This window comes from Isoptericola variabilis (assembly GCF_050311655.1).
Taxonomy (GTDB): domain Bacteria; phylum Actinomycetota; class Actinomycetes; order Actinomycetales; family Cellulomonadaceae; genus Isoptericola; species Isoptericola variabilis.
Genome location: NZ_JBNOZM010000001.1, coordinates 46,031 through 63,880, shown reverse-complemented (window position 1 = coordinate 63,880; position 17,850 = coordinate 46,031). Strand labels below are relative to the sequence as shown.

General features: G+C 74.3%; 17 protein-coding genes and 1 tRNA gene. 8 read left to right on the top strand and 10 right to left on the bottom strand.

Annotated features, from left to right (window positions below; all coding sequences use genetic code 11):
- Positions 1–66 precede the first annotated feature (66 nt).
- The 10 genes from ACQP60_RS00310 to ACQP60_RS00265 form a co-directional block, all read right to left on the bottom strand.
- Entirely contained in the window at positions 67–2,628 is a 2,562-nt protein-coding gene (locus ACQP60_RS00310; RefSeq protein ID WP_429727836.1) for a CHAT domain-containing protein, read from the bottom strand.
- A 17-nt stretch (positions 2,629–2,645) separates the two neighbouring features.
- The gene (locus ACQP60_RS00305) at positions 2,646–4,496 is read right to left on the bottom strand and encodes a S8 family peptidase (protein ID WP_429727834.1); all 1,851 of its coding nucleotides are present in this window, start codon (positions 4,494–4,496) and stop codon (positions 2,646–2,648) included.
- A 69-nt stretch (positions 4,497–4,565) separates the two neighbouring features.
- On the bottom strand, positions 4,566–5,087 hold the full coding sequence (locus ACQP60_RS00300) for a carboxypeptidase-like regulatory domain-containing protein (protein ID WP_429727833.1): 522 nt from the start codon (positions 5,085–5,087) through the stop codon (positions 4,566–4,568).
- Entirely contained in the window at positions 5,084–5,719 is a 636-nt protein-coding gene (locus tag ACQP60_RS00295) for an RNA polymerase sigma factor (protein WP_429727832.1), read from the bottom strand. The genes ACQP60_RS00300 and ACQP60_RS00295 overlap by 4 nt, the downstream gene beginning before the upstream one ends.
- A 237-nt stretch (positions 5,720–5,956) precedes the next feature.
- The gene (locus ACQP60_RS00290) at positions 5,957–7,186 is read right to left on the bottom strand and encodes a glycosyl hydrolase family 18 protein (protein WP_429727831.1); all 1,230 of its coding nucleotides are present in this window, start codon (positions 7,184–7,186) and stop codon (positions 5,957–5,959) included.
- A gap of 214 nt (positions 7,187–7,400) precedes the next feature.
- Complete coding sequence (gene rplA, locus ACQP60_RS00285; protein WP_429727830.1) at positions 7,401–8,111, bottom strand: 50S ribosomal protein L1; 711 nt, start codon at positions 8,109–8,111, stop codon at positions 7,401–7,403.
- 163 nt (positions 8,112–8,274) lie between these two features.
- Complete coding sequence (gene rplK, locus ACQP60_RS00280; protein ID WP_429727829.1) at positions 8,275–8,706, bottom strand: 50S ribosomal protein L11; 432 nt, start codon at positions 8,704–8,706, stop codon at positions 8,275–8,277.
- 70 nt (positions 8,707–8,776) lie between these two features.
- The gene (nusG, locus tag ACQP60_RS00275; protein WP_429727828.1) at positions 8,777–9,619 is read right to left on the bottom strand and encodes a transcription termination/antitermination protein NusG; all 843 of its coding nucleotides are present in this window, start codon (positions 9,617–9,619) and stop codon (positions 8,777–8,779) included.
- A gap of 61 nt (positions 9,620–9,680) precedes the next feature.
- Positions 9,681–9,917, bottom strand: a complete 237-nt coding sequence (secE, locus tag ACQP60_RS00270) for a preprotein translocase subunit SecE (RefSeq protein WP_429727827.1) — start codon at positions 9,915–9,917, stop codon at positions 9,681–9,683.
- A 154-nt stretch (positions 9,918–10,071) separates the two neighbouring features.
- Positions 10,072–10,147: transfer RNA gene (locus ACQP60_RS00265), tRNA-Trp, on the bottom strand.
- A gap of 234 nt (positions 10,148–10,381) precedes the next feature.
- Here ACQP60_RS00265 and ACQP60_RS00260 point away from each other — a divergent pair.
- The 8 genes from ACQP60_RS00260 to ACQP60_RS00225 all read left to right on the top strand — a co-directional run bounded on the left by ACQP60_RS00260 (position 10,382) and on the right by ACQP60_RS00225 (position 17,833).
- Positions 10,382–11,332 carry an ABC transporter ATP-binding protein gene (locus ACQP60_RS00260; protein WP_429727826.1) on the top strand — a complete coding sequence of 317 codons (951 nt, stop codon included), beginning with the start codon at positions 10,382–10,384 and terminating at the stop codon, positions 11,330–11,332.
- Positions 11,329–12,183: an ABC transporter permease gene (locus ACQP60_RS00255; protein ID WP_429727825.1), complete on the top strand. Its 855-nt coding sequence runs from the start codon at positions 11,329–11,331 to the stop codon at positions 12,181–12,183. The genes ACQP60_RS00260 and ACQP60_RS00255 overlap by 4 nt, the downstream gene beginning before the upstream one ends.
- Positions 12,170–13,441: a sensor histidine kinase gene (locus ACQP60_RS00250; protein ID WP_429727823.1), complete on the top strand. Its 1,272-nt coding sequence runs from the start codon at positions 12,170–12,172 to the stop codon at positions 13,439–13,441. The genes ACQP60_RS00255 and ACQP60_RS00250 overlap by 14 nt, the downstream gene beginning before the upstream one ends.
- An 89-nt stretch (positions 13,442–13,530) precedes the next feature.
- Positions 13,531–14,097 carry a response regulator gene (locus ACQP60_RS00245; RefSeq protein ID WP_429728756.1) on the top strand — a complete coding sequence of 189 codons (567 nt, stop codon included), beginning with the start codon at positions 13,531–13,533 and terminating at the stop codon, positions 14,095–14,097.
- A 38-nt stretch (positions 14,098–14,135) separates the two neighbouring features.
- The gene (locus tag ACQP60_RS00240; RefSeq protein ID WP_429727821.1) at positions 14,136–15,215 is read left to right on the top strand and encodes an adenosine deaminase; all 1,080 of its coding nucleotides are present in this window, start codon (positions 14,136–14,138) and stop codon (positions 15,213–15,215) included.
- A 55-nt stretch (positions 15,216–15,270) separates the two neighbouring features.
- Positions 15,271–15,609, top strand: a complete 339-nt coding sequence (locus ACQP60_RS00235) for a hypothetical protein (RefSeq protein ID WP_429727820.1) — start codon at positions 15,271–15,273, stop codon at positions 15,607–15,609.
- Positions 15,609–17,180 (top strand): sensor histidine kinase, encoded by a 1,572-nt coding sequence (locus ACQP60_RS00230; protein ID WP_429727819.1) that lies wholly within the window; start codon positions 15,609–15,611, stop codon positions 17,178–17,180. The genes ACQP60_RS00235 and ACQP60_RS00230 overlap by 1 nt, the downstream gene beginning before the upstream one ends.
- Positions 17,177–17,833 carry a response regulator transcription factor gene (locus ACQP60_RS00225; RefSeq protein WP_429727818.1) on the top strand — a complete coding sequence of 219 codons (657 nt, stop codon included), beginning with the start codon at positions 17,177–17,179 and terminating at the stop codon, positions 17,831–17,833. The genes ACQP60_RS00230 and ACQP60_RS00225 overlap by 4 nt, the downstream gene beginning before the upstream one ends.
- Positions 17,834–17,850: the final 17 nt, after the last annotated feature.

Sequence of the window (17,850 nt, the reverse complement as noted above, 5' to 3'; positions counted from 1 at the left end):
CGAGAACTCTACACGACGACGGCCGCGCTCAGCACGCGACGCCTGTGGCACGCGCCACTCCGACTGTCAGAGCACCAGCGGGCCGAAGCACACCAGCGGCACCGGCTCCGGCTCGTCCGCGACGGCGCGGGCGAGCGCCGCGCCCGGGCGCAAGCCGTCGCGCAGCCCCTCGTGCAGCGCTGGCATGACCCGCACGGCGACGTCGTCCCGCAGCGGCGCGACCGCGGCGATCACGGCGCGAGCCCCCATCCGCAGCAGCACGCTCGTCAGGCCGAGCGGCTCGCCGCCGTGCCGGATGCTCGCCGAGCCGACGTCGCAGGCCGACAGGACCACGACCGAACGCGACAGGTCCCGCCCGTCCAGCTCGTGCGCGAACAACGGGCCGTCGGCCAGCTGAAGGCTCGAGAACATGGGGTTCTCGGGCTCGTGCGTCCCGTGCGCGGCGACATGGACCACCGGAACGCCTTCGACCGCCTCCGCCACCGCCGCACACGAGGCGTCGTCACCGGTGAGCAGACGCGCACCGCTCCCCCAGACCGCCGCCACCTGCTGCGCCTCGGCAACGCCGTGGACGAGATCGGACCCTGCGACCGAGAGACCGGGCCCCGGGGTCCACTCCGCGTTCCCGCGCGCGACCCAGGAGTTGACCACCGTCGACAGTCCCCGCCGGGAGGGCAGCGACGCCCACGGGAGCGACACCAGCCTGTCGCGAGCCGCGACGAAGACGTCTCGCTCCGCGACGTCGAGAGCACCGAGGAGGAGCACGTCGAGACGCTGCAACGTCGCCGTCACGGACGCGTGGACCACGTCGCGCAGGGGCGTGGGCAGGAGCGGGTTGGCCAGGGCCTGCTGGTCCGCGCGCACCCGCCTCGCAAGCTCGAGGACAGGCGGCAGCGGTCCGAGCTCGACGAGGCGCGCCCCCGTACCGTCCACCCGGATGGCGCGGAGGCGGTCGCCGCTCATGGCCAGGTTGAGGACCACCCGATCCGACCCCGCGGCGCGAAGGTCCGTCCGCAGACCACGCGCCGTCACCGGAGCCGGGACGCCTCCGGACCCGCCCGCGTGCCAGGTCCGTTGCCGCGCACGGTCCTGGAGCCGGCGCGCGTCGCGATGCAGCTCGACGCCGCGCACCAGCTCTGCGTCCGTGGTCGCCCCGTCCGACCGGAGGAGGCGCGCGCGCTCCATCAGCCGTCGAGCCGACACGATCAGCTCGGCGGCATGCTCGTCGTCCGGCGGGCGCACACGGCCCGACCCTGCGAAGGTCGCGCGCCCGCGTTCCAGGGCGTCGAAGAGCGGGTCCGGCGACACAGACCGCAGCGCGGCGTCGATGTCGACGCCCTGGAGCCGGATGCCGTGCACCGCGGCGGCCGTGACGGCTTCGACGGCACCGAGCTGTTGCCGCTGCACGGCAAGCAACCGATAGCCACGCCGGACGGCCGCCAGCCCCGTGCGCCGGGACCCTGTGCCGAAGCCGCACAAGGCGGAGACGACCTCACAGCGCACGCGCGCGCCGAGGGCCAGGCTCGACCGCGACGGAAGGGCACGGAGTCGGTCCCGCGACTCAGCGAACCGTCCCGCGCGAGCCCATGCTTCCGCAGCGAGCAGCCGGGCGTCGATGAGCACGCGCTCGGCACCGGGCTGGTCGCCCGCCCGAGCGCAGAGCAGGTCGGCGGCACGCGCCAGCGGCAGGAGGCCTTCGTCCGTGTCGCCCGCGACGACGAGCCCGAACCGCGAGTCGAGGCCGACGACTTCCGCACGGAGCGCCATGACTCCGTGCCCCGCACGCTGCGCGCGGTCACGGACCTGCTCGGCGAGCTCCTCCGCCTCCGAGAACCTCGCCAGGCCCACGAGGCATCGAGCCTGCTGGAGCTCGGCGTCGAGCAGATCGCGCGCGCCCCCCGTCGCGGCGAGGATGCCGGCCGCGGTGCGGAGCGCGGTCTCCGCGTCCGTGAGCAGCCCCGCTTCATAGAGCACCGCGGCCTTGTCCATCAGGCCCACGCCGGCGTGCTCGGGCGGCGCCGCCGCTGCAGCGGCGTCCATGGCCCGCAGCGCCGCGGGAAGGTCACCCTGGAGGAACTGCGCGTACCCGAGGTTGTGCTCCGCCATCGGGATCACCTGCTCGTCCCCCAGCCCTCGGGCGATCTCCAGGCAGCGCCGGAGATCGGCGACCGCCTCGTCGATCGCACCGATCTCGAGCAGGAGGGAGCTCCGGTTGATGAGGACCGGGAGCATCTCGGCCTCGTCGACGAGGCCGTCCAGGGCGGCGCCGAGCTCGACCCTCGCGCCGTCGTGATCCCCCGACCGCAGGAGCTGGAGACCCAGGTTGGCATGGACGAGCGCGACCATCTCCGCGCTGCCTGCCCGGAGCGCCATCGCCGCGGCTGCCGCCAGCTTCGCGAGCACCACCTCGCGGTCCGCCCCGAGCTCGCCTTCGCACGCGGCGATCCCCACCAGTACACGGGCCCTGACAGCGGCGACGTCCCGCGCCGTCGCCTCGTCCTCGAGCGCGTCGAGCCGCACGAGAACGCCCTCGTAGCGGCTGAGCGTGCTGGAGAACTGGCGATGAGCGCGCGCGTGCGAACGGATCTCGTCGACCTCGGCGCGGACCGTCGCCAACGCATCGCTCATGCCTCACCCCTCGTGGATCACCCCGGGGTGGACGCGTCGTCGAGCGACAGGCCTCCCGTCGCCCCGGAGATGGCGCGCCAGATCGCCGCCACCCGCGCCTCGTCGTCCTGATCGGTCCGAGCGACCGACCCCGTGAGCGTAGCGTCCGCCGCCCGGGCACGCTGGCTCCGGTCGGCGAGCAGCTCACGAGCGATCTCGCCCGCGAGGACCGGCGCGGCGAACGACGTCCCGCTCCAGGTCGCGAACCCGCCCTGGAATCCCTCCGGGTCGATCGTCGAGCGCACCGCGTCGGCGAACCGCTCCCGCGTGCGCAGCGAGGGCGTGCTGGGCCCGTCAAGGGTCCGCGGCACGGTGCTCACCACCGCAGCGCCCGGACGGACGCACGTCACCCAGGGGCCGTCGTTGCTGAACAGCGCCGTGGAGCCGTCGGGGTTGGCAGCACCCACCGCGAGGATCGGGGGGCGCTCCGTGGTCGTGTCCCGCGGGCTGGTGATACGCGGTGGCGTCGCGCGCCGGTCCACCTCGGGCGCGAACGCAGCGGGGAACTCAGGGCGGGTCTCGCCGTCGTTGCCCGCGGCCACGACGACGGCGACGCCTGAGTCGCGGAGCCGCGCCAGCACGTCGGCGAGCGGGTGATCCCACTGCAGGTCCTCGGGCTGCTCGTGGTAGTAGCCCATCGGGAGCACCACCACATCGACCGCGACAAAGCCTTCCTCGCCCGCGAGCCCGCGGCGGTGGAACCTCAGCAGACGCCGCAGGGATTCGATCACCTCGGACTCGATGGCGGCACCGGCTCCACCGACCACCCGGACGGGCAGGAGCCGAGCGTCCGGGCACGTCTGGTGCACGATCCCTGCGATGAAGGTCCCGTGGCCGGCGACCGGGTCCAGGGGCCCGGTCAGGGGTGCGGTGCTCGCGCCCCCGATCTCGGCGTCCTCCTCCGGCAGCTGCGGCACCGGATATGTGCCGATGGGACCGTCGGGCAGGCGCGCGCCGCGGATCACGACGCCGTTGCCGTCGTCCGGTTCCGACCCCAGCCCGTAGGTACCGAACCACGGGTGGGTCCCGATCCCGGTGTCGACGATGGCGACCACCGGGCGGATCGCCCCGTCGGGTGTGCGCGACTCGTCGCCGTCGTCCCGGACCCGGCGCGCCGGCGGCGCGCCGAGCCACGCCACCGGCGACCTGCCGCCACTGCCCGGCACGCCGTATTCAGCCATCCCGTGGGTCGTGAACGGGTGCGTCGTGAACGGCTGCGCCGCCATGGGGTGGGTGGTGAACGGGTGCGTGGTGAACGGATGTGTCGTGAAGGGATGCGTCGTGAAGGGATGCGTCGTGAACGGATGCGTCGTGAACGGATGCGTCGTGAACGGGAGCGCAGTGAGGACGTGATCGAGGCTGAGGGTCCACGGCGTCGACTCGTCACGAGCGTCGGCCTCGAGGACCTCCCAGGCGTCGGGCTGAACGTCCGGTCGATCCGCGATCAGCCGGAGCACGAAGCCCTGGTCCTCGTCCACCAGATCGAGCGGTCTCGCGTCCGCCGCGGGCTGGATCCCGTGCCGGTACCTGACCTCGACACCGACGCGGCACCCCTGGCGCCTCGCTGCCCGCTCGAACCCCGCGGCGGCCTCCTCGTCCTCGCTCGGCTCCAGTGCCAGGACCGGCGGCAGCCCGGTGACACCCTCAGGCGTGCGCAGGCGCCCGCGCACCGAGTCCGGGAGGCCTCCGCGGACCAGCAGCCGATCAGCCACGTACCAGGTCGACCCGACCTGGCGCTGCCCGGGACTCCGCCGGGCGGTGCTGGGGTCCAGGAACCGGATCGTCGGCTCGGGCCGGCTCGGCGTCGGTCCCACGGGGCTCTCGGTCACGTGTCCTCCTCGTCACGGGCGCGCCGGATCGGCGCACGTTCTCAGGTGGGCGCGGTCGCGCCCGGCGTCTCAGAGCTCGATGAGCGGCGTGGCGACGGTGACGTCGCCGCCGTCGGGCAGGCGCACGAGCAGGCTGGTGGGGCCGCGGTCGACGCCGGTGAAGGCGAAGCGGCCGTCGTCGTCGGCGGTGGTGGTGCGCTCGCCGTCCGGCTGGCGCAGCTCGACGACGAGCGTGGCGGCGGGCGCGACCCAGCCGTCGAGGCGCACGTGGGTGCCGTCGTCGTCGGTGGACAGCGCGATCATCACGGTGAGGCGCTCGTGCGTGAACGTGATGGTGCGCGCCTCGAGCGGCGGGGCGTCACCCCGCACGGACCCGACGGGGGCCTCGATCTGCTGCAGCTCCATCACCTCGGCCTCGAGGCGCGCGAGCGTCATGGCGAACAGCGACCGCTCGACCAGCCCGTCGGGCACGGGGTCCACCGCCTCGACGGCGCGTCCCAGACGCCCCAGGACCGCGACGTCGCGCGCGTCCAGGGCCTCGTCCTCGCCGGGCACGGGCTCGCCCCACGCGTTCTCGTGCTTCTGGCTCATGTCCACGAGGCCTCCCCATGCTCCGTGAGGACGGCGCGCAGCTTCGCCAGGCACCGTCCCCGTGTGGCGCCGATGCTTCCCACCGGCATGCCGATCGACGCCGAGATCGCCTTGTAGTCCGGGCGGTCGGCGAGCGAGACGAGCCGCAGCAGCTCCTGGCAGCGCTCCGGGAGCCGGCGGAGCGACGACCAGAGGATCCGGTCGCGCTCGTCGGTCAGCACCTCGGCCTCCGGGCCCGGGCGGGCGTCCGGCAGCGCCGCGGCACCCTCGGTCACGTCGTCCGGCAGCTCGGTGCGGCGGCGCAGGTCCGCACGCCCCTTGCGCACCGTCTCCCAGGCGGCCCGGCGGGCCGTCACGAGGAGCCACTTCAGCACGGCCTTCGGCTCGGCGATCGTGTCCGCGTGCCGCACGAGTGCCGCCCACGTGGACTGCACCACGTCGTCGGCGACGTCCCGGTCGACACCCTGGGCGCGCACGGTGTGCCACAGCAGCGGCGTCGCCTCACGGACCAGGTCCGTCAGGGCGTCGGTGCGCCCCGCCCGGAACTCCAGGATCGCCCGCGCGGCCCGGTCGCCCAGGCTCTCGTCGGCGTCGGGCGTCCCACCGAGCGGTTCCTCAGTGGCTCGTGTCATGGCTGTTCGCACCTCGTGGGGGCTCGTCGAGAGGCCGGGGCGGCCGCGCCCCGGAACCTCCGAGCCTACGGCGCGCCCGGACGACGCGGCAGGAGGAAGTTGCATCGACATGCAAGGACCTCCTCCCGCAGCGCTCGTGCGGTGCTGCGTACTCGTCATCGCCCGGAGAGAGGACGACCCGCGCCGCGTGATACACGCGGCGCGGGTCGAATCTCCGAGCTCGTCCGGGCGGCCCCGTCAGCAGGCGCCGAGGTCGCGCCAGACACCCCACTGGCCGCTCTGGGCGGGGTTCTCGTTCGTGGTCCACCACCTGGCCTCGTACGTGCGGCCGTCGGAGGAGACCTGGTTCCCGCCCACGTACACGGCCGACGACGCCCAGGCCGGCGCCGTGCAGTCACCCGGGTCCGTCGGCGGGTCCGTGGGCTCCGTCGGCGGGTCCGTGGGCTCCGTCGGCGGGTCGGTCGGCGTGCCCGCGCCGGTGGCGAGCCGCGCGCCGACGACGTCCGCGAACGCGTAGCCGTTCGTCGCGTCCCAGTTGATCGACCAGGTCATGGCGCCGCCGATCGGCCCGTACGGCTCCGCGGGGGTGAACGCCCCGCAGTCGGTGCCCGCCTCGAGGCAGTCGAGCGCCTTCACGACGTTCCCCGCCGGCTGGTACCCGCCGCCCGCCGCGCGCGACGTGGCCGGGACGCCGATGCCCACCTGGTCGGGCCGCAGCCCCATCTCGAGCTGGATGCACGACAGCGCGGTGAGGAAGTCGACCGTGCCCTGCGAGTAGACCTTCTGGTCGCAGCCGAGCATCGACCCGGAGTTGTAGTACTGCGTGTTGACGATCGTGAGGATGTCCTTGATCGCCAGCGTGAGCTGGTAGTAGCCCATGGTCGTCGCCTGGTAGTCGATCGTCTGCGGCGCCATCGTGAGGATCAGGTCGGACCCGGCCTTCGCCGAGAGCTGGTGCAGGGCGTCCGCCATCGCGGTGGCGTTGATGCCGTGCTCCAGGTCGATGTCGACGCCGTCGAAGCCGTACTCCTGCATGAGGGCGTAGGCGCTGTCCGCGAAGTTCTTCGCCTCCGTCGGGTTCGAGACGACGACGTTGCCCTTCTCCCCGCCGACCGACAGCACGACCTTGCGGCCCTGCGCGTGCATGGCGGCGACGTCGGCCTTGAACTGCGCCTCGGTGTACCCGTCGAGCTCCGCGCTCGCCACCTCGAAGGTGATGCCGCCCGGCGTGCCGGTGAGGTTCTCGGCGAAGGCGACCGCGACCAGGTTGTAGGCGGCCGGCACCTGCGACAGCCGCAGCACCGTCGCGCCGTTGTCGAAGTTCTGCCAGTAGCCGGTGAGCCACGGGCCGTCGGCCGCGGCGGCGACGGGCGCAGCGGCGGGCTCCTGCCCCGGCGAGGCCGACGCCGCGGCTCCCCCGGTCAGCGCGACGACGGCGGCGCACGCGGCGCCGACCAGTCCCGTCACGACCCTCTTCGTCGTTGCTCTCACGGCATGCTCCCTCGTCGTCGCGGGCCCGGGGATCCGGGTGCTTCGACGGTAGGCGGGGAGGGCAGGGCCGCGGGATGAGGGATTCCCCGGCACCTGCGGCCGCGGGGTCAGGGAGTTCGCGTACGACGACGGCCCGGCACCCTCGCGGGTGCCGGGCCGTCGGCGGTGGTTCAGCGGGTCCCTGCCGGGATCACGCCTCCTCGAGCAGCTTCGAGGTGCGCGACTGGTCGAGCGGGATGCCCGGGCCCATCGTCGTCGTCATCGTGGCCTTGGTGATGTACCGGCCCTTGGACGACGTCGGCTTGAGACGCAGCACCTCGTCGAGCGCGGCGGCGTAGTTCTCCACCAGCGCCTTCTCGTCGAAGGACGCCTTGCCGATGATGAAGTGCAGGTTCGCGTGCTTGTCGACGCGGAACTCGATCTTGCCGCCCTTGATGTCGGACACGGCCTTGGTCACGTCCATCGTCACGGTGCCGGTCTTCGGGTTCGGCATGAGACCACGGGGGCCCAGCACCTTGCCCAGACGACCGACCTTGCCCATGAGGTCCGGCGTCGCCACGGCGGCGTCGAAGTCGGTGTAGCCGCCGGCGACCTTCTCGATCAGGTCGTCGCCGCCGACCTCGTCGGCGCCGGCCGCACGGGCCTCCTCCGCCTTGGCGGCGTTCGCGAAGACGATCACGCGGGCCGTCTTGCCGGTGCCGTGCGGGAGGTTGACCGTGCCGCGGACCATCTGGTCGGCCTTGCGGGGGTCGACGCCCAGGCGGAACACGACCTCGACGGTCGCGTCGTACTTGACCGTCGCGGTCTCCTTGGCGAGGCGGACCGCCTCGAGGGGGCTGTACAGGTTCTCGCGGTCGATCTTCTCGGCCGCGGCGCGGTACGCCTTGCTGCGCGTTGCCATCTGCTTCTCCTTCTGCAGTCGTGGTGAGCGGGTCCGCGCGGACCCTGCCACGTGCCCGGCGTCGATCGCCGGGACTTGGTCCGGGACGCCCGGACCGCGCCGGAAGAATCCGGTCACGGCCGGGCGACCCGGTCGCGGATCACTCCGCGACGGTTCTCGCGGGTCACTCCGCGACGGTGATGCCCATCGAACGAGCGGTGCCGGCGACGATCTTCATCGCGGCGTCGATGTCGTTCGCGTTGAGGTCCTGGAGCTTGGTCTGCGCGATCTCGCGGACCTGGTCCTGGCTGAGCTGCGCGACCTTGACGGTGTGCGGCGTCGCGGAGCCCTTGGCCACACCTGCGGCCTTCTTGATGAGCTCGGCGGCCGGCGGCGTCTTCGTGATGAACGTGAACGAGCGGTCCTCGTACACGGTGATCTCGACGGGGACGACGTTGCCGCGCTGCGACTCGGTGGCCGCGTTGTAGGCCTTGCAGAACTCCATGATGTTCACGCCGTGCTGACCGAGCGCGGGGCCGATCGGCGGGGCGGGCGTGGCCGCACCGGCGTTGATCTGGAGCTTGATGAGGCCGGCGACCTTCTTCTTGGGAGGCATGACTCTTCCCTGACTTTCTGAGTTGTGGGCCGACGCCGTGGGCGATGACCCGGTTGCAGTACTGCGTCCGTCAGATCTTGGCGACCTGGTTGAACGACAGCTCGACCGGGGTCTCCCGGCCGAAGATGGAGACGAGGACCTGGAGCTTCTGGGCCTCGGCGTTGATCTCGGAGATCGTGGCGGGCAGCGTGTCGAACGGGCCGTCGGTGACGGTGACCGACTCGCCGACCTCGAAGTCGACCTCGACCGGGGCCTTCGCCGTCGCGCCCGACGACGCCGCGGCGGCCTTGCCGGCCTCGGGGGCGGCCTCGACGAACACCGGCGCCAGCATCGAGTAGACCTCGTCGAGCGTCAGCGGGACGGGCTGGTGCGTGTGGCCGACGAAGCCGGTGACGCCCGGCGTGTGGCGCACGGCGCCCCACGACTCGTCCGTGAGGTCCATGCGCACGAGGACGTAACCGGGGATGCGGACGCGGCGGACGGTCTTCTTCTGCGCGTTCTTGATCTCGGTCACCTCCTCCATGGGGACCTCGATCTGGAAGATGTAGTCCTCCATGTTCAGGCTCTGGATGCGGTTCTCCAGGTTGGCCTTCACACGGTTCTCGTACCCGGCGTACGAGTGGATGACGTACCAGTCGCCGAGCTGCGAGCGCAGCGTGCGGCGGAACTCCTCGGCCGGGTCCTCGACGACGTCGCCGTCGGCGTCCGCCGGGCGCTCGTCCTCGTCGTCGGCGCCGTCGTCGGCCGCGGTGCCCGCGTCGACGGCGTCGCTCTCCTCAGCAGCGTCCTCGACGCCCGCCTCGGGCTCGGCGTCGGCGGTGTCCGTGGGCACGTCGAGGTCAGCCTCGGCGCCGTCGGCGTCGGGCTGGGTGGGGTCGACGTTCTCCGTCTGGTCCAGCGGATCCTGGGACACGAACGAACCTGCTTTCTGGAATCTGCTTGCTTCAGGGGCGGGCGCCGGCGGCCTGCCGAGGTCAGTCGCCGAAGAGGGCGAGGACGCCCAGTCCGATGACCCAGTCGAGCGCCACCACGAACAGCATGACCACGGTGACGAACACCAGCACCACGATCGTGTAGTTGATGAGCTCCGAACGGGTCGGGGTCACGACCTTGCGGAGCTCCGCCACGACCTGGCGCACGAAGAGCGCGATGCGCGCGAACAGGTTCGGGCGCTTGCCGGTGGCCGACTTGCCCCCGCCGGGCGTCCCCACGGCCTCAGCCGGTGACTCGCTCACTCGCTCTACCCCGTTTCGCGTTCCCGCCGCGGCCGCGCCACCTGCCGGCGACGCACCCACGGCACTGACTCCTGGCGTTCCGGGGTCATGCGGATGGCCCCGCTGCGCGCGGCCCCGCGGGGGATCACGCTGGCAGGGTAGACAGGACTCGAACCTGCAACCTGCGGTTTTGGAGACCGCTGCGCTACCAATTGCGCCACTACCCTTCGTGCTCGACGCCCCTGTCGCCACGCTCGAACCACCCCGGAAGGGCGCGTTCGATCTTGGCGGGCATCAACCACCGAGGGACAACTGTACGCGACGCGGGGGCGTGGGTCGAACCACCGCCGGCACACCCTCTCGACCGCCCGCGCGGACCCCCGCCGTCCACCGATCGGTGGACCCCGGGGCCCGTCGTCCGAGGCTCCCGCAGGCCCCGTCCCCGGCGCGAGGCTCGACGCATGACCTCGACGACGACACCCTCTCCGGCTCCCCCGCCGGCCGCCCCCCGCGGACGGCGCGGCACCCCCGCCGGCGCCGGGCCGCGCCGCTCCTCCGGCGAGGCCGTCCGCGTCCGCGGCCTGGCCAAGCGCTACGGCACCAAGCAGGCGGTCGACGGCCTCGACCTCGACCTCGCGACGGGGGAGATCGTCGCCGTCCTCGGCCCCAACGGCGCGGGCAAGACGACGACGATCGAGATCCTCGAGGGGTTCCGGGACCGCGACGGCGGCGACGTCCGCGTGCTCGGCGAGGACCCCGCCCGTGCCGGGCGGGCCTGGCGGGCGCGGCTCGGCGTCGTCGCGCAGGACTCGCGCGACCAGGCGGAGCTCACCGTCGCGGAGTCCGTGCGCTCAACGGCCCGCTACTACCCGGCGCCGCGCGACCCCGACGAGGTGGTCGAGGCCGTGGGCCTCGCCCCCAAGGCGGGCGCGCGCGTGCGCTCCCTGTCGGGCGGGCAGCGGCGTCGGCTCGACGTCGCGCTGGGTGTCGTCGGCCATCCCGAGCTGTTGTTCCTCGACGAGCCGACGACCGGCTTCGACCCGCAGGCACGGCGCACGTTCTGGGACCTCGTGCTGCGGCTTCGCGACGCCGGCACGACGATCCTGCTCACCACCCACGACCTCGCCGAGGCCGCCCACCTGGCCGACCGCGTCGCCGTCGTGCGCGACGGGCGGGTCGTGGCCGAGGGGGCGCCCGAGTCCCTCGGCGGTCCCGACGCCCGCACCCCCCTGGTGACCTGGACCGCCGACGGCGTCCGGCACGCGGAGCGCACCGACGCCCCCACCGCGCTCGCCGCGCACCTCATGGCGACCGCCGCCGGCGCCGACGGCGAGGTCGCCGACCTGTGCATCACCCGCCCCAGCCTCGAGGACGTCTACCTCGGGCTGCTCGCGAAGGAGGACCACGCATGAGCGCCGCCGTCGACACCCGGGTCGCCCCCGGCCGGGCCGGGCGCCTGCCCGGCCTCGCACCTCTCGCGCTGGTGCGCGCGGGGCTCGAGCTGCGGCAGTTCTGGCGCGAGCGGGACGCCGTGATCTTCGTGTTCGCCTACCCGATCGTCATGCTCGCGATCTTCTCCAGCGTCTTCGGGAGCGAGGACCAGGGCACCGACGTCGCCCAGATCGGCTTCGCCCAGTACTTCCTGCCGGGCATGGTCGCGACCGGCATCGTGCTCACGAGCTTCCAGTCCCTGGCCGTGTCCATCGCGGTGGAGCGGGACGACGGCACGCTGCGCCGCCTGCGGGCGACGCCGCTGCCCGCCGCCGCGTACGTCGGCGGGAAGGTGCTGCTGACGCTCGCCACGTCGGTGGTCCAGACGGCGCTGCTGCTGGCGGTGGCGGCCCTCGCCTTCGACGTGCCGCTGCCCACCGACGCCGGCCGCTGGGCCACGTTCGCCTGGGTGTTCGTGCTGGGGTCGGCGACCGGCACGATCTGCGGCGTCGGGTTCTCGTCCCTGCCGCGGTCGGGCCGGTCCGCGAGCGCCGTCGTGACGCCGGTCGTGCTGGTGCTCCAGTTCGTCTCGGGCGTGTTCTTCGCGTTCTTCGCCCTGCCGGGGTGGATGCAGACCCTGGCCTCGGTGTTCCCCCTCAAGTGGATCGCGCAGGGCATGCGGTCCGTCTTCCTGCCCGACGAGATGGCGGCGCTGGAGACGAGCGGGTCCTGGCAGCACCCCGCGACCGCTGCTGTACTGGTCGCATGGCTGATCGTGGGGCTGGTCGTCGCGGTGCGCACCTTCCGGTGGCGGCGCCGTGACGACGGCTGAGGACCACGCCGCCCGGCCCGGCGAGCCGTACGACGCGCTGGACCTCGCCGCCTGGGACCGGCAGGTCGTGTGGTGGGACCGCACGTTCGTCGCCATCGTCCTGCTGACCGCCGTCGCGCTCCCCCTGACGGGCCAGCGCGGCACGTCGCTGTGGGTCGCGTACGGCGCGATGGCGGTGATCCTCGCGGCGTACGCGGCGTGGGGCGCGCGGGCGGCGCGGTCCCGCGACCAGCGCCTGGCGACGGCGTACGTCGTCGTGCTGATCGCGGGCACGTCGGTCACGGTGGCGCAGAACGGCATCGCGACGCTGCTCCTGTTCGGCGCGTTCACGCAGCTGTGGATGCTCCTCGAGCCGGAGCGGCGAGCGGTCGTCGCGTCGGTGGTGCTCGCCGCCGCGACCACGGTGGGCATCGCGTACCAGGAGGGCTTCGACCTGCCCACCCTGCTGGAGGCGGCGCCCCAGATGGCGATCGCGCTGGCGTTCGCGATCATGCTGGGGCTCTGGGTGGCCACGACGATGCGCCGGTCCGACGAGCGCGCGCGGCTCCTGCACGACCTGCGCGAGGCGCAGGCGGAGCTCGCGGAGTCGCACCACGCGGCGGGCGTGACGGCGGAGCGCGAGCGCATCGCCCGGGAGATCCACGACACGCTGGCGCAGGGGTTCACGAGCGTCGTGACGCAGGCGCAGGCGGCGACGGCAGCGCTCGACCGGGGCGAGCAGGACCGTGCCCGCGAGCGGCTCGTGGTGGTGGAGCAGACCGCGCGGGACAACCTCGCGGAGGCGCGCGCGCTGGTGGCCGCGTTCGCGCCCGTGCCCCTGCAGGGCTCGACGCTCGCCGAGGCGCTGCGCCGGCTCGCCGAACGGTTCACCGCCGAGACGGGCACGCCTGTGGTGCTGGACGTCGCCGGGGCGGCCGACGGGTCGGGCGGCGGCGCCACCGGCCACGCGGCCGCCGACGTGGTGCTGCTGCGCGCGGCGCAGGAGGCCCTGGCGAACGTCCGACGGCACGCGGGGGCGCACGCGGTGACGGTCCGGCTGACGCGCGACGGCGAGCGCGAGGGCGGCGGTGCGGGCGACGTCCGGCTCGAGGTGTCCGACGACGGCCGCGGCCTGCCGCCCGGCCACGCGGACGGCCTGGGGCTGGCCGGCATGCGCGAGCGGGTGTCGGCGGTGGGCGGCAGGCTCGCCGTCGGGCCGGGCGAGGGCGGCGGCACCCGCGTCGAGGTGCAGGTGCCGGCCGCGGGCGGTTCGCCGTGACGGGGCCGGGTCCCGGGGAGGCACCGGTGGGGACGGTGCGCGTGCTGGTCGCCGACGACCACCCGGTGGTGCGCTCGGGGATCATCGGGATGCTCGACGGCGAGCCGGACGTCGAGGTCGTGGGCGAGGCCCCGGACGGCGAGGCGGCCGTGGCGCTGGCCGCGGAGCTGGCGCCCGACGTCGTGCTCATGGACCTGCGCATGCCTCGCCTGGACGGCGTGGGCGCGACGGCGCGCATCGTCGGCGCGTCGCGCGACGCCGGGCCGAGCGTCGTCGTCCTCACGACGTACGACACGGACGCCGACATCCTGCGCGCCGTCGAGGCGGGGGCGACCGGCTACCTGCTCAAGGACACCCCGCGCGACCAGCTCGTCGCGGGCGTGCGCGCCGCCGCGCGCGGCGAGACGGTGCTGGCGCCGGGCGTCGCGACGCGCCTGGTGACGAGCGTGCGCACCGCGGCCGAGCGGCTCACGGCGCGCGAGGCGGAGGTGCTCGGGCTCGTGGCGCGCGGCCTGTCCAACGCCGCCGTCGGGCGGGAGCTGTTCATCGCGGAGGCCACGGTGAAGACGCACCTGCTGCGGGCGTTCGCGAAGCTCGGGGTGGACGACCGCACGGCCGCCGTGACCGTGGCCCGCGAGCGCGGCTGGCTGCCCTGACCGGGCCCGCACCCGCGGGCTCGGGGCAGACTGGCGCCGTGCGCGATCTGGCGAAGCTCCCCAAGGCCCACCTGCACCTGCACTTCACGGGGTCGATGCGGGTGGACACCCTGCGCGACCTGTCGGCCGGCCACGGCGTGCGGCTGCCCGGCGCCCTGCTGGACGGCGACCCGTTGCGGGTGCCGGCCGACGAGCGCGGCTGGTTCCGGTTCCAGCGCCTCTACGACGCGGCCCGCGCGTGCGTGCGCTCGGAGGCGGACATGCGCCGCCTGGTCGACGAGGCCGCGGCGGACGACGCCGCCGAGGGGTCGGGCCGGCTGGAGATCCAGGTGGACCCGACGTCGTACGCGCCGTTCGTCGGCGGCATCACGCCGGCGGTCGAGATCGTGCTGGACGCCGCGAAGGCCGCGAGCGCCGCGCACGGGGTCGAGGTGGCGGTGGTCGTGGCCGCGTCGCGGATGCGGCACCCGCTCGACGCGCGCACGCTCGCCCGGCTCGCGGCCCGGTACGCGGGCGAGGGCGCCGGCGAGGTGGTGGGTTTCGGGCTGAGCAACGACGAGCGGCGCGGGGACACCGCCGAGTTCGCCGCCGCGTTCCGGATCGCGCGCCGCGCGGGCCTGGCGTCGGTGCCGCACGGCGGCGAGCTGCTCGGGCCGGCGCACGTGCGCGACGTCGTCGACGCCCTGCACCCCGACCGGCTGGGGCACGGCGTGCGCGCCGGCGAGGACCCGGCGCTGCTCGCCGAGCTCGTGGAGCGCGAGGTCGCCCTCGAGGTGTGCCCCGCCTCGAACGTCGGCCTCGGCGTGTACGCCGACACGTCGCAGGTGCCGCTGCGGCCGCTGGTCGACGCCGGGGCGCGGGTGGCGCTCGGCGCGGACGACCCGCTGCTGTTCTCCTCCCGGCTGCTCGACCAGTACGTCGCCGCCCGCGAGGTCCACGGGTTCACCGACGCCGAGCTGGCGGACCTGGCCCGGTCGTCGGTGCGGGCGAGCCGGGCCTCGGACGCGACGAGGCGTCGGATGCTGGCGGACGTCGACGCCTGGCTCGCGGCCCCGGACCCGGGCACGAGCTCCGGGGCCGCGGCGCTCTCATCTGCGTCTCATCCGCCCGCGGGATGATCCGGCCATGGTGCACGGGGCGGCTGGACGGTCGGGACGTCGGTGGCGCGCCGCCGTGCCCTGGGTGCTCGGGGTGGCGCTGGTCGCGCTGATCGGCGGGGTCCTCGCCGCCGCCCTGTCGTCCGAGCCCGAGGACCGGGACGTGGGCGGCGTCGTGGTTGTCTCCCCCACGCCCGACCCCACGCCCGACCGCACGCGCGACCCCGCGTCGCCGACGCCCGCCCCGTCCGGGGAGCCGACGCCGTCCGGGAGCCCCTCCCCGACGCGGACGTCCGACGACGGCGGCGTCGCGCCCGTCCCGCCCACGGACGACGACGATGACGACGACGACGGGCCCGACGACGACGGCCCGGACGACGATGACGACGCCCCCGACACGGACAAGGACGACTGATGGCGCGAGCCCCGCGGCCCCAGGGCGGGCCCACCGTCCGCACGCGCATCCTGGCCGTCCTCCTCGCCCTCACCGCTCTCGCCCTCGCGCTGGCCGGGGCCACGGCGTACCTCCTCACGTACGACCACGTGGACGACCGCATCGACGCCGACCTCGCCGAGAGCGCGCAGGAGCTGCAGACCCTGGGCGCCTCGGGCGTCGACCCGGTGACCGGCGACCCGTTCGCGACGGCGGAGGAGGTGGTGATCGCCGCGATCCAGCTCGACGTGCCCGCCCGGCACGAGGGCGTCCTGGGCCTGCGCACCGGCAAGCGGCCGCTCGTCTCCCAGCAGGCGGTGGAGGTGCACCTGCAGGACGACCCCGAGCTCGTCGCGGCGGTGACCCCGCTGCTCACGTCCGAGAGGGCCGTGCTGCGCACGATCGGCACGTCGACGACCGACTACCGGGTGCTCGTCGCGCCCGTCGCGCCGGTGACGCCGTCGGGCGACCCCGCGGCCCTCGTCCTCGCGTACGACCGGGACGCCGAGCACGCCGAGACGCAGGCCGTCTTCCGCGGGTACCTCCTCGTCGCGCTCGCCGCGCTCGTGGTCACGGGCGTCGTCGGCTGGCTGCTCGCCGGGCGCCTGCTGCGCCCGATCCGGACGCTCGCGCGCACCGCCCAGCAGATCGGCGAGTCGGACCTGTCGGCCCGGATCCCGGAGACCGGGAACGACGACCTCACGCACCTCACCCGCGCCTTCAACGGGATGCTCGACCGGCTCGAGGGCTCGTTCGAGTCCCAGCGCCGCCTGCTCGACGACGTCGGCCACGAGCTGCGCACCCCGCTGACGATCGTGCGCGGCCACCTCGAGCTCATGGACACCGCCGACCCGGCCGACGCGGCCGAGACCCGCGTGCTGGCGCTCGACGAGCTCGACCGGATGCACCGCCTCGTCGACGACCTGGTCACCCTCGCCACCGTCGGGCAGCCCGACTTCGTGCGCCCCGCACCCGTGGAGCTGGGCCGGCTCACCGACGACGTGCTCGACAAGGCCCGCACGCTCGGCGAGCGCACCTGGCTGGTCGACTCCCGGACCGACGCCCGGACCATGGCGGACGCGCAGCGCCTCACGCAGGCGTGGCTGCAGCTCGCCGCGAACGCCGTGAAGTTCTCCGCACCGGGCAGCGTGGTGGCGATCGGGTCGCGCACGACGCCGGACGGGGCGCGGGTGCGCCTGTGGGTGCGGGACGAGGGCGTCGGCATCGCGCCGGACGACCTCGAGCGCATCTTCGACCGGTTCGCGCGCGGCGACCACGAGGGCGAGCGGCGCGAGGGCTCCGGGCTCGGCCTCGCGATCGTCGCCGCCATCGCCGAGGGCCACGGCGGCGAGGTGACGGTCGAGTCCGCGCCGGGACGGGGGTCCACGTTCGCCGTCGTGGTGCCCGTGCTGCCCGTGCCCGACGCCGGCCCCGACCCGGCCCCCGGCCGCTCCGTGCCCCCGGCCGGCCGGACCGCGCCGACCGCCCGCTCCGCCCCCACCCCCGAGCTGCCCCCGCGCACCGCCCCCGACCGGGAAGGACCCGCCACGTGAGCCAGATCCTCATCGCCGAGGACGAGACCCGCATCGCGTCGTTCGTCGCGAAGGGGCTGCGCGCCGCCGGCTACGCGAGCACGACGGTCGCGACCGCGCGCGAGGCGTTCGACCTCGCGTCGTCGGGCGACTTCGACCTCATGGTGCTCGACCTCGGGCTCCCCGACCAGGACGGCTTCACCGTGCTGCGCCGGCTGCGCGAGGCCAAGGTCACCCTGCCGGTCATCATCCTCACCGCCCGCACCTCCGTGGCGGACACGGTGGCCGGCCTCGAGGGCGGCGCCGACGACTACATGCCGAAACCCTTCCGCTTCGAGGAGCTGCTGGCGCGCATCCGGCTGCGCCTGCGGGCCGAGCCGGCGGGCGAGGTCACGGTGCTCAGCCACGGCGACCTCAGCCTCGACCTGCGCACCCGCCGGGCCACCGCCGCCGGCGTCGAGGTGGACCTCTCCGCGCGGGAGTTCGCGCTCGCCGAGGCCTTCCTGCGCAACGCCGGGCAGGTGCTCAGCCGCGAGCAGCTGCTCTCGCGCGTGTGGGGGTACGACTTCGACCCCGGCTCCAACGTCGTGGACGTCTACGTGCGCTACCTGCGCAACAAGCTCGGCGCCGAGCGGTTCGTCACCGTGCGGGGCATGGGGTACCGCCTGGCATGACGACGCCGCCGGCCGTG

Bases quoted from the DNA above. Each gene is read 5' to 3' on its own strand.
- ACQP60_RS00310 (WP_429727836.1), bottom strand. From the start codon at position 2,628: ATGAGCGATGCGTTGGCGACGGTCCGCGCCGAGGTCGACGAGATCCGT.
- ACQP60_RS00300 (WP_429727833.1), bottom strand. From the start codon at position 5,087: ATGAGCCAGAAGCACGAGAACGCGTGGGGCGAGCCCGTGCCCGGCGAG.
- ACQP60_RS00295 (WP_429727832.1), bottom strand. From the start codon at position 5,719: ATGACACGAGCCACTGAGGAACCGCTCGGTGGGACGCCCGACGCCGAC.
- rplA (WP_429727830.1), bottom strand. From the start codon at position 8,111: ATGGCAACGCGCAGCAAGGCGTACCGCGCCGCGGCCGAGAAGATCGAC.
- rplK (WP_429727829.1), bottom strand. From the start codon at position 8,706: ATGCCTCCCAAGAAGAAGGTCGCCGGCCTCATCAAGCTCCAGATCAAC.
- ACQP60_RS00260 (WP_429727826.1), top strand. From the start codon at position 10,382: ATGACCTCGACGACGACACCCTCTCCGGCTCCCCCGCCGGCCGCCCCC.
- ACQP60_RS00255 (WP_429727825.1), top strand. From the start codon at position 11,329: ATGAGCGCCGCCGTCGACACCCGGGTCGCCCCCGGCCGGGCCGGGCGC.
- ACQP60_RS00245 (WP_429728756.1), top strand. From the start codon at position 13,531: ATGCTCGACGGCGAGCCGGACGTCGAGGTCGTGGGCGAGGCCCCGGAC.
- ACQP60_RS00230 (WP_429727819.1), top strand. From the start codon at position 15,609: ATGGCGCGAGCCCCGCGGCCCCAGGGCGGGCCCACCGTCCGCACGCGC.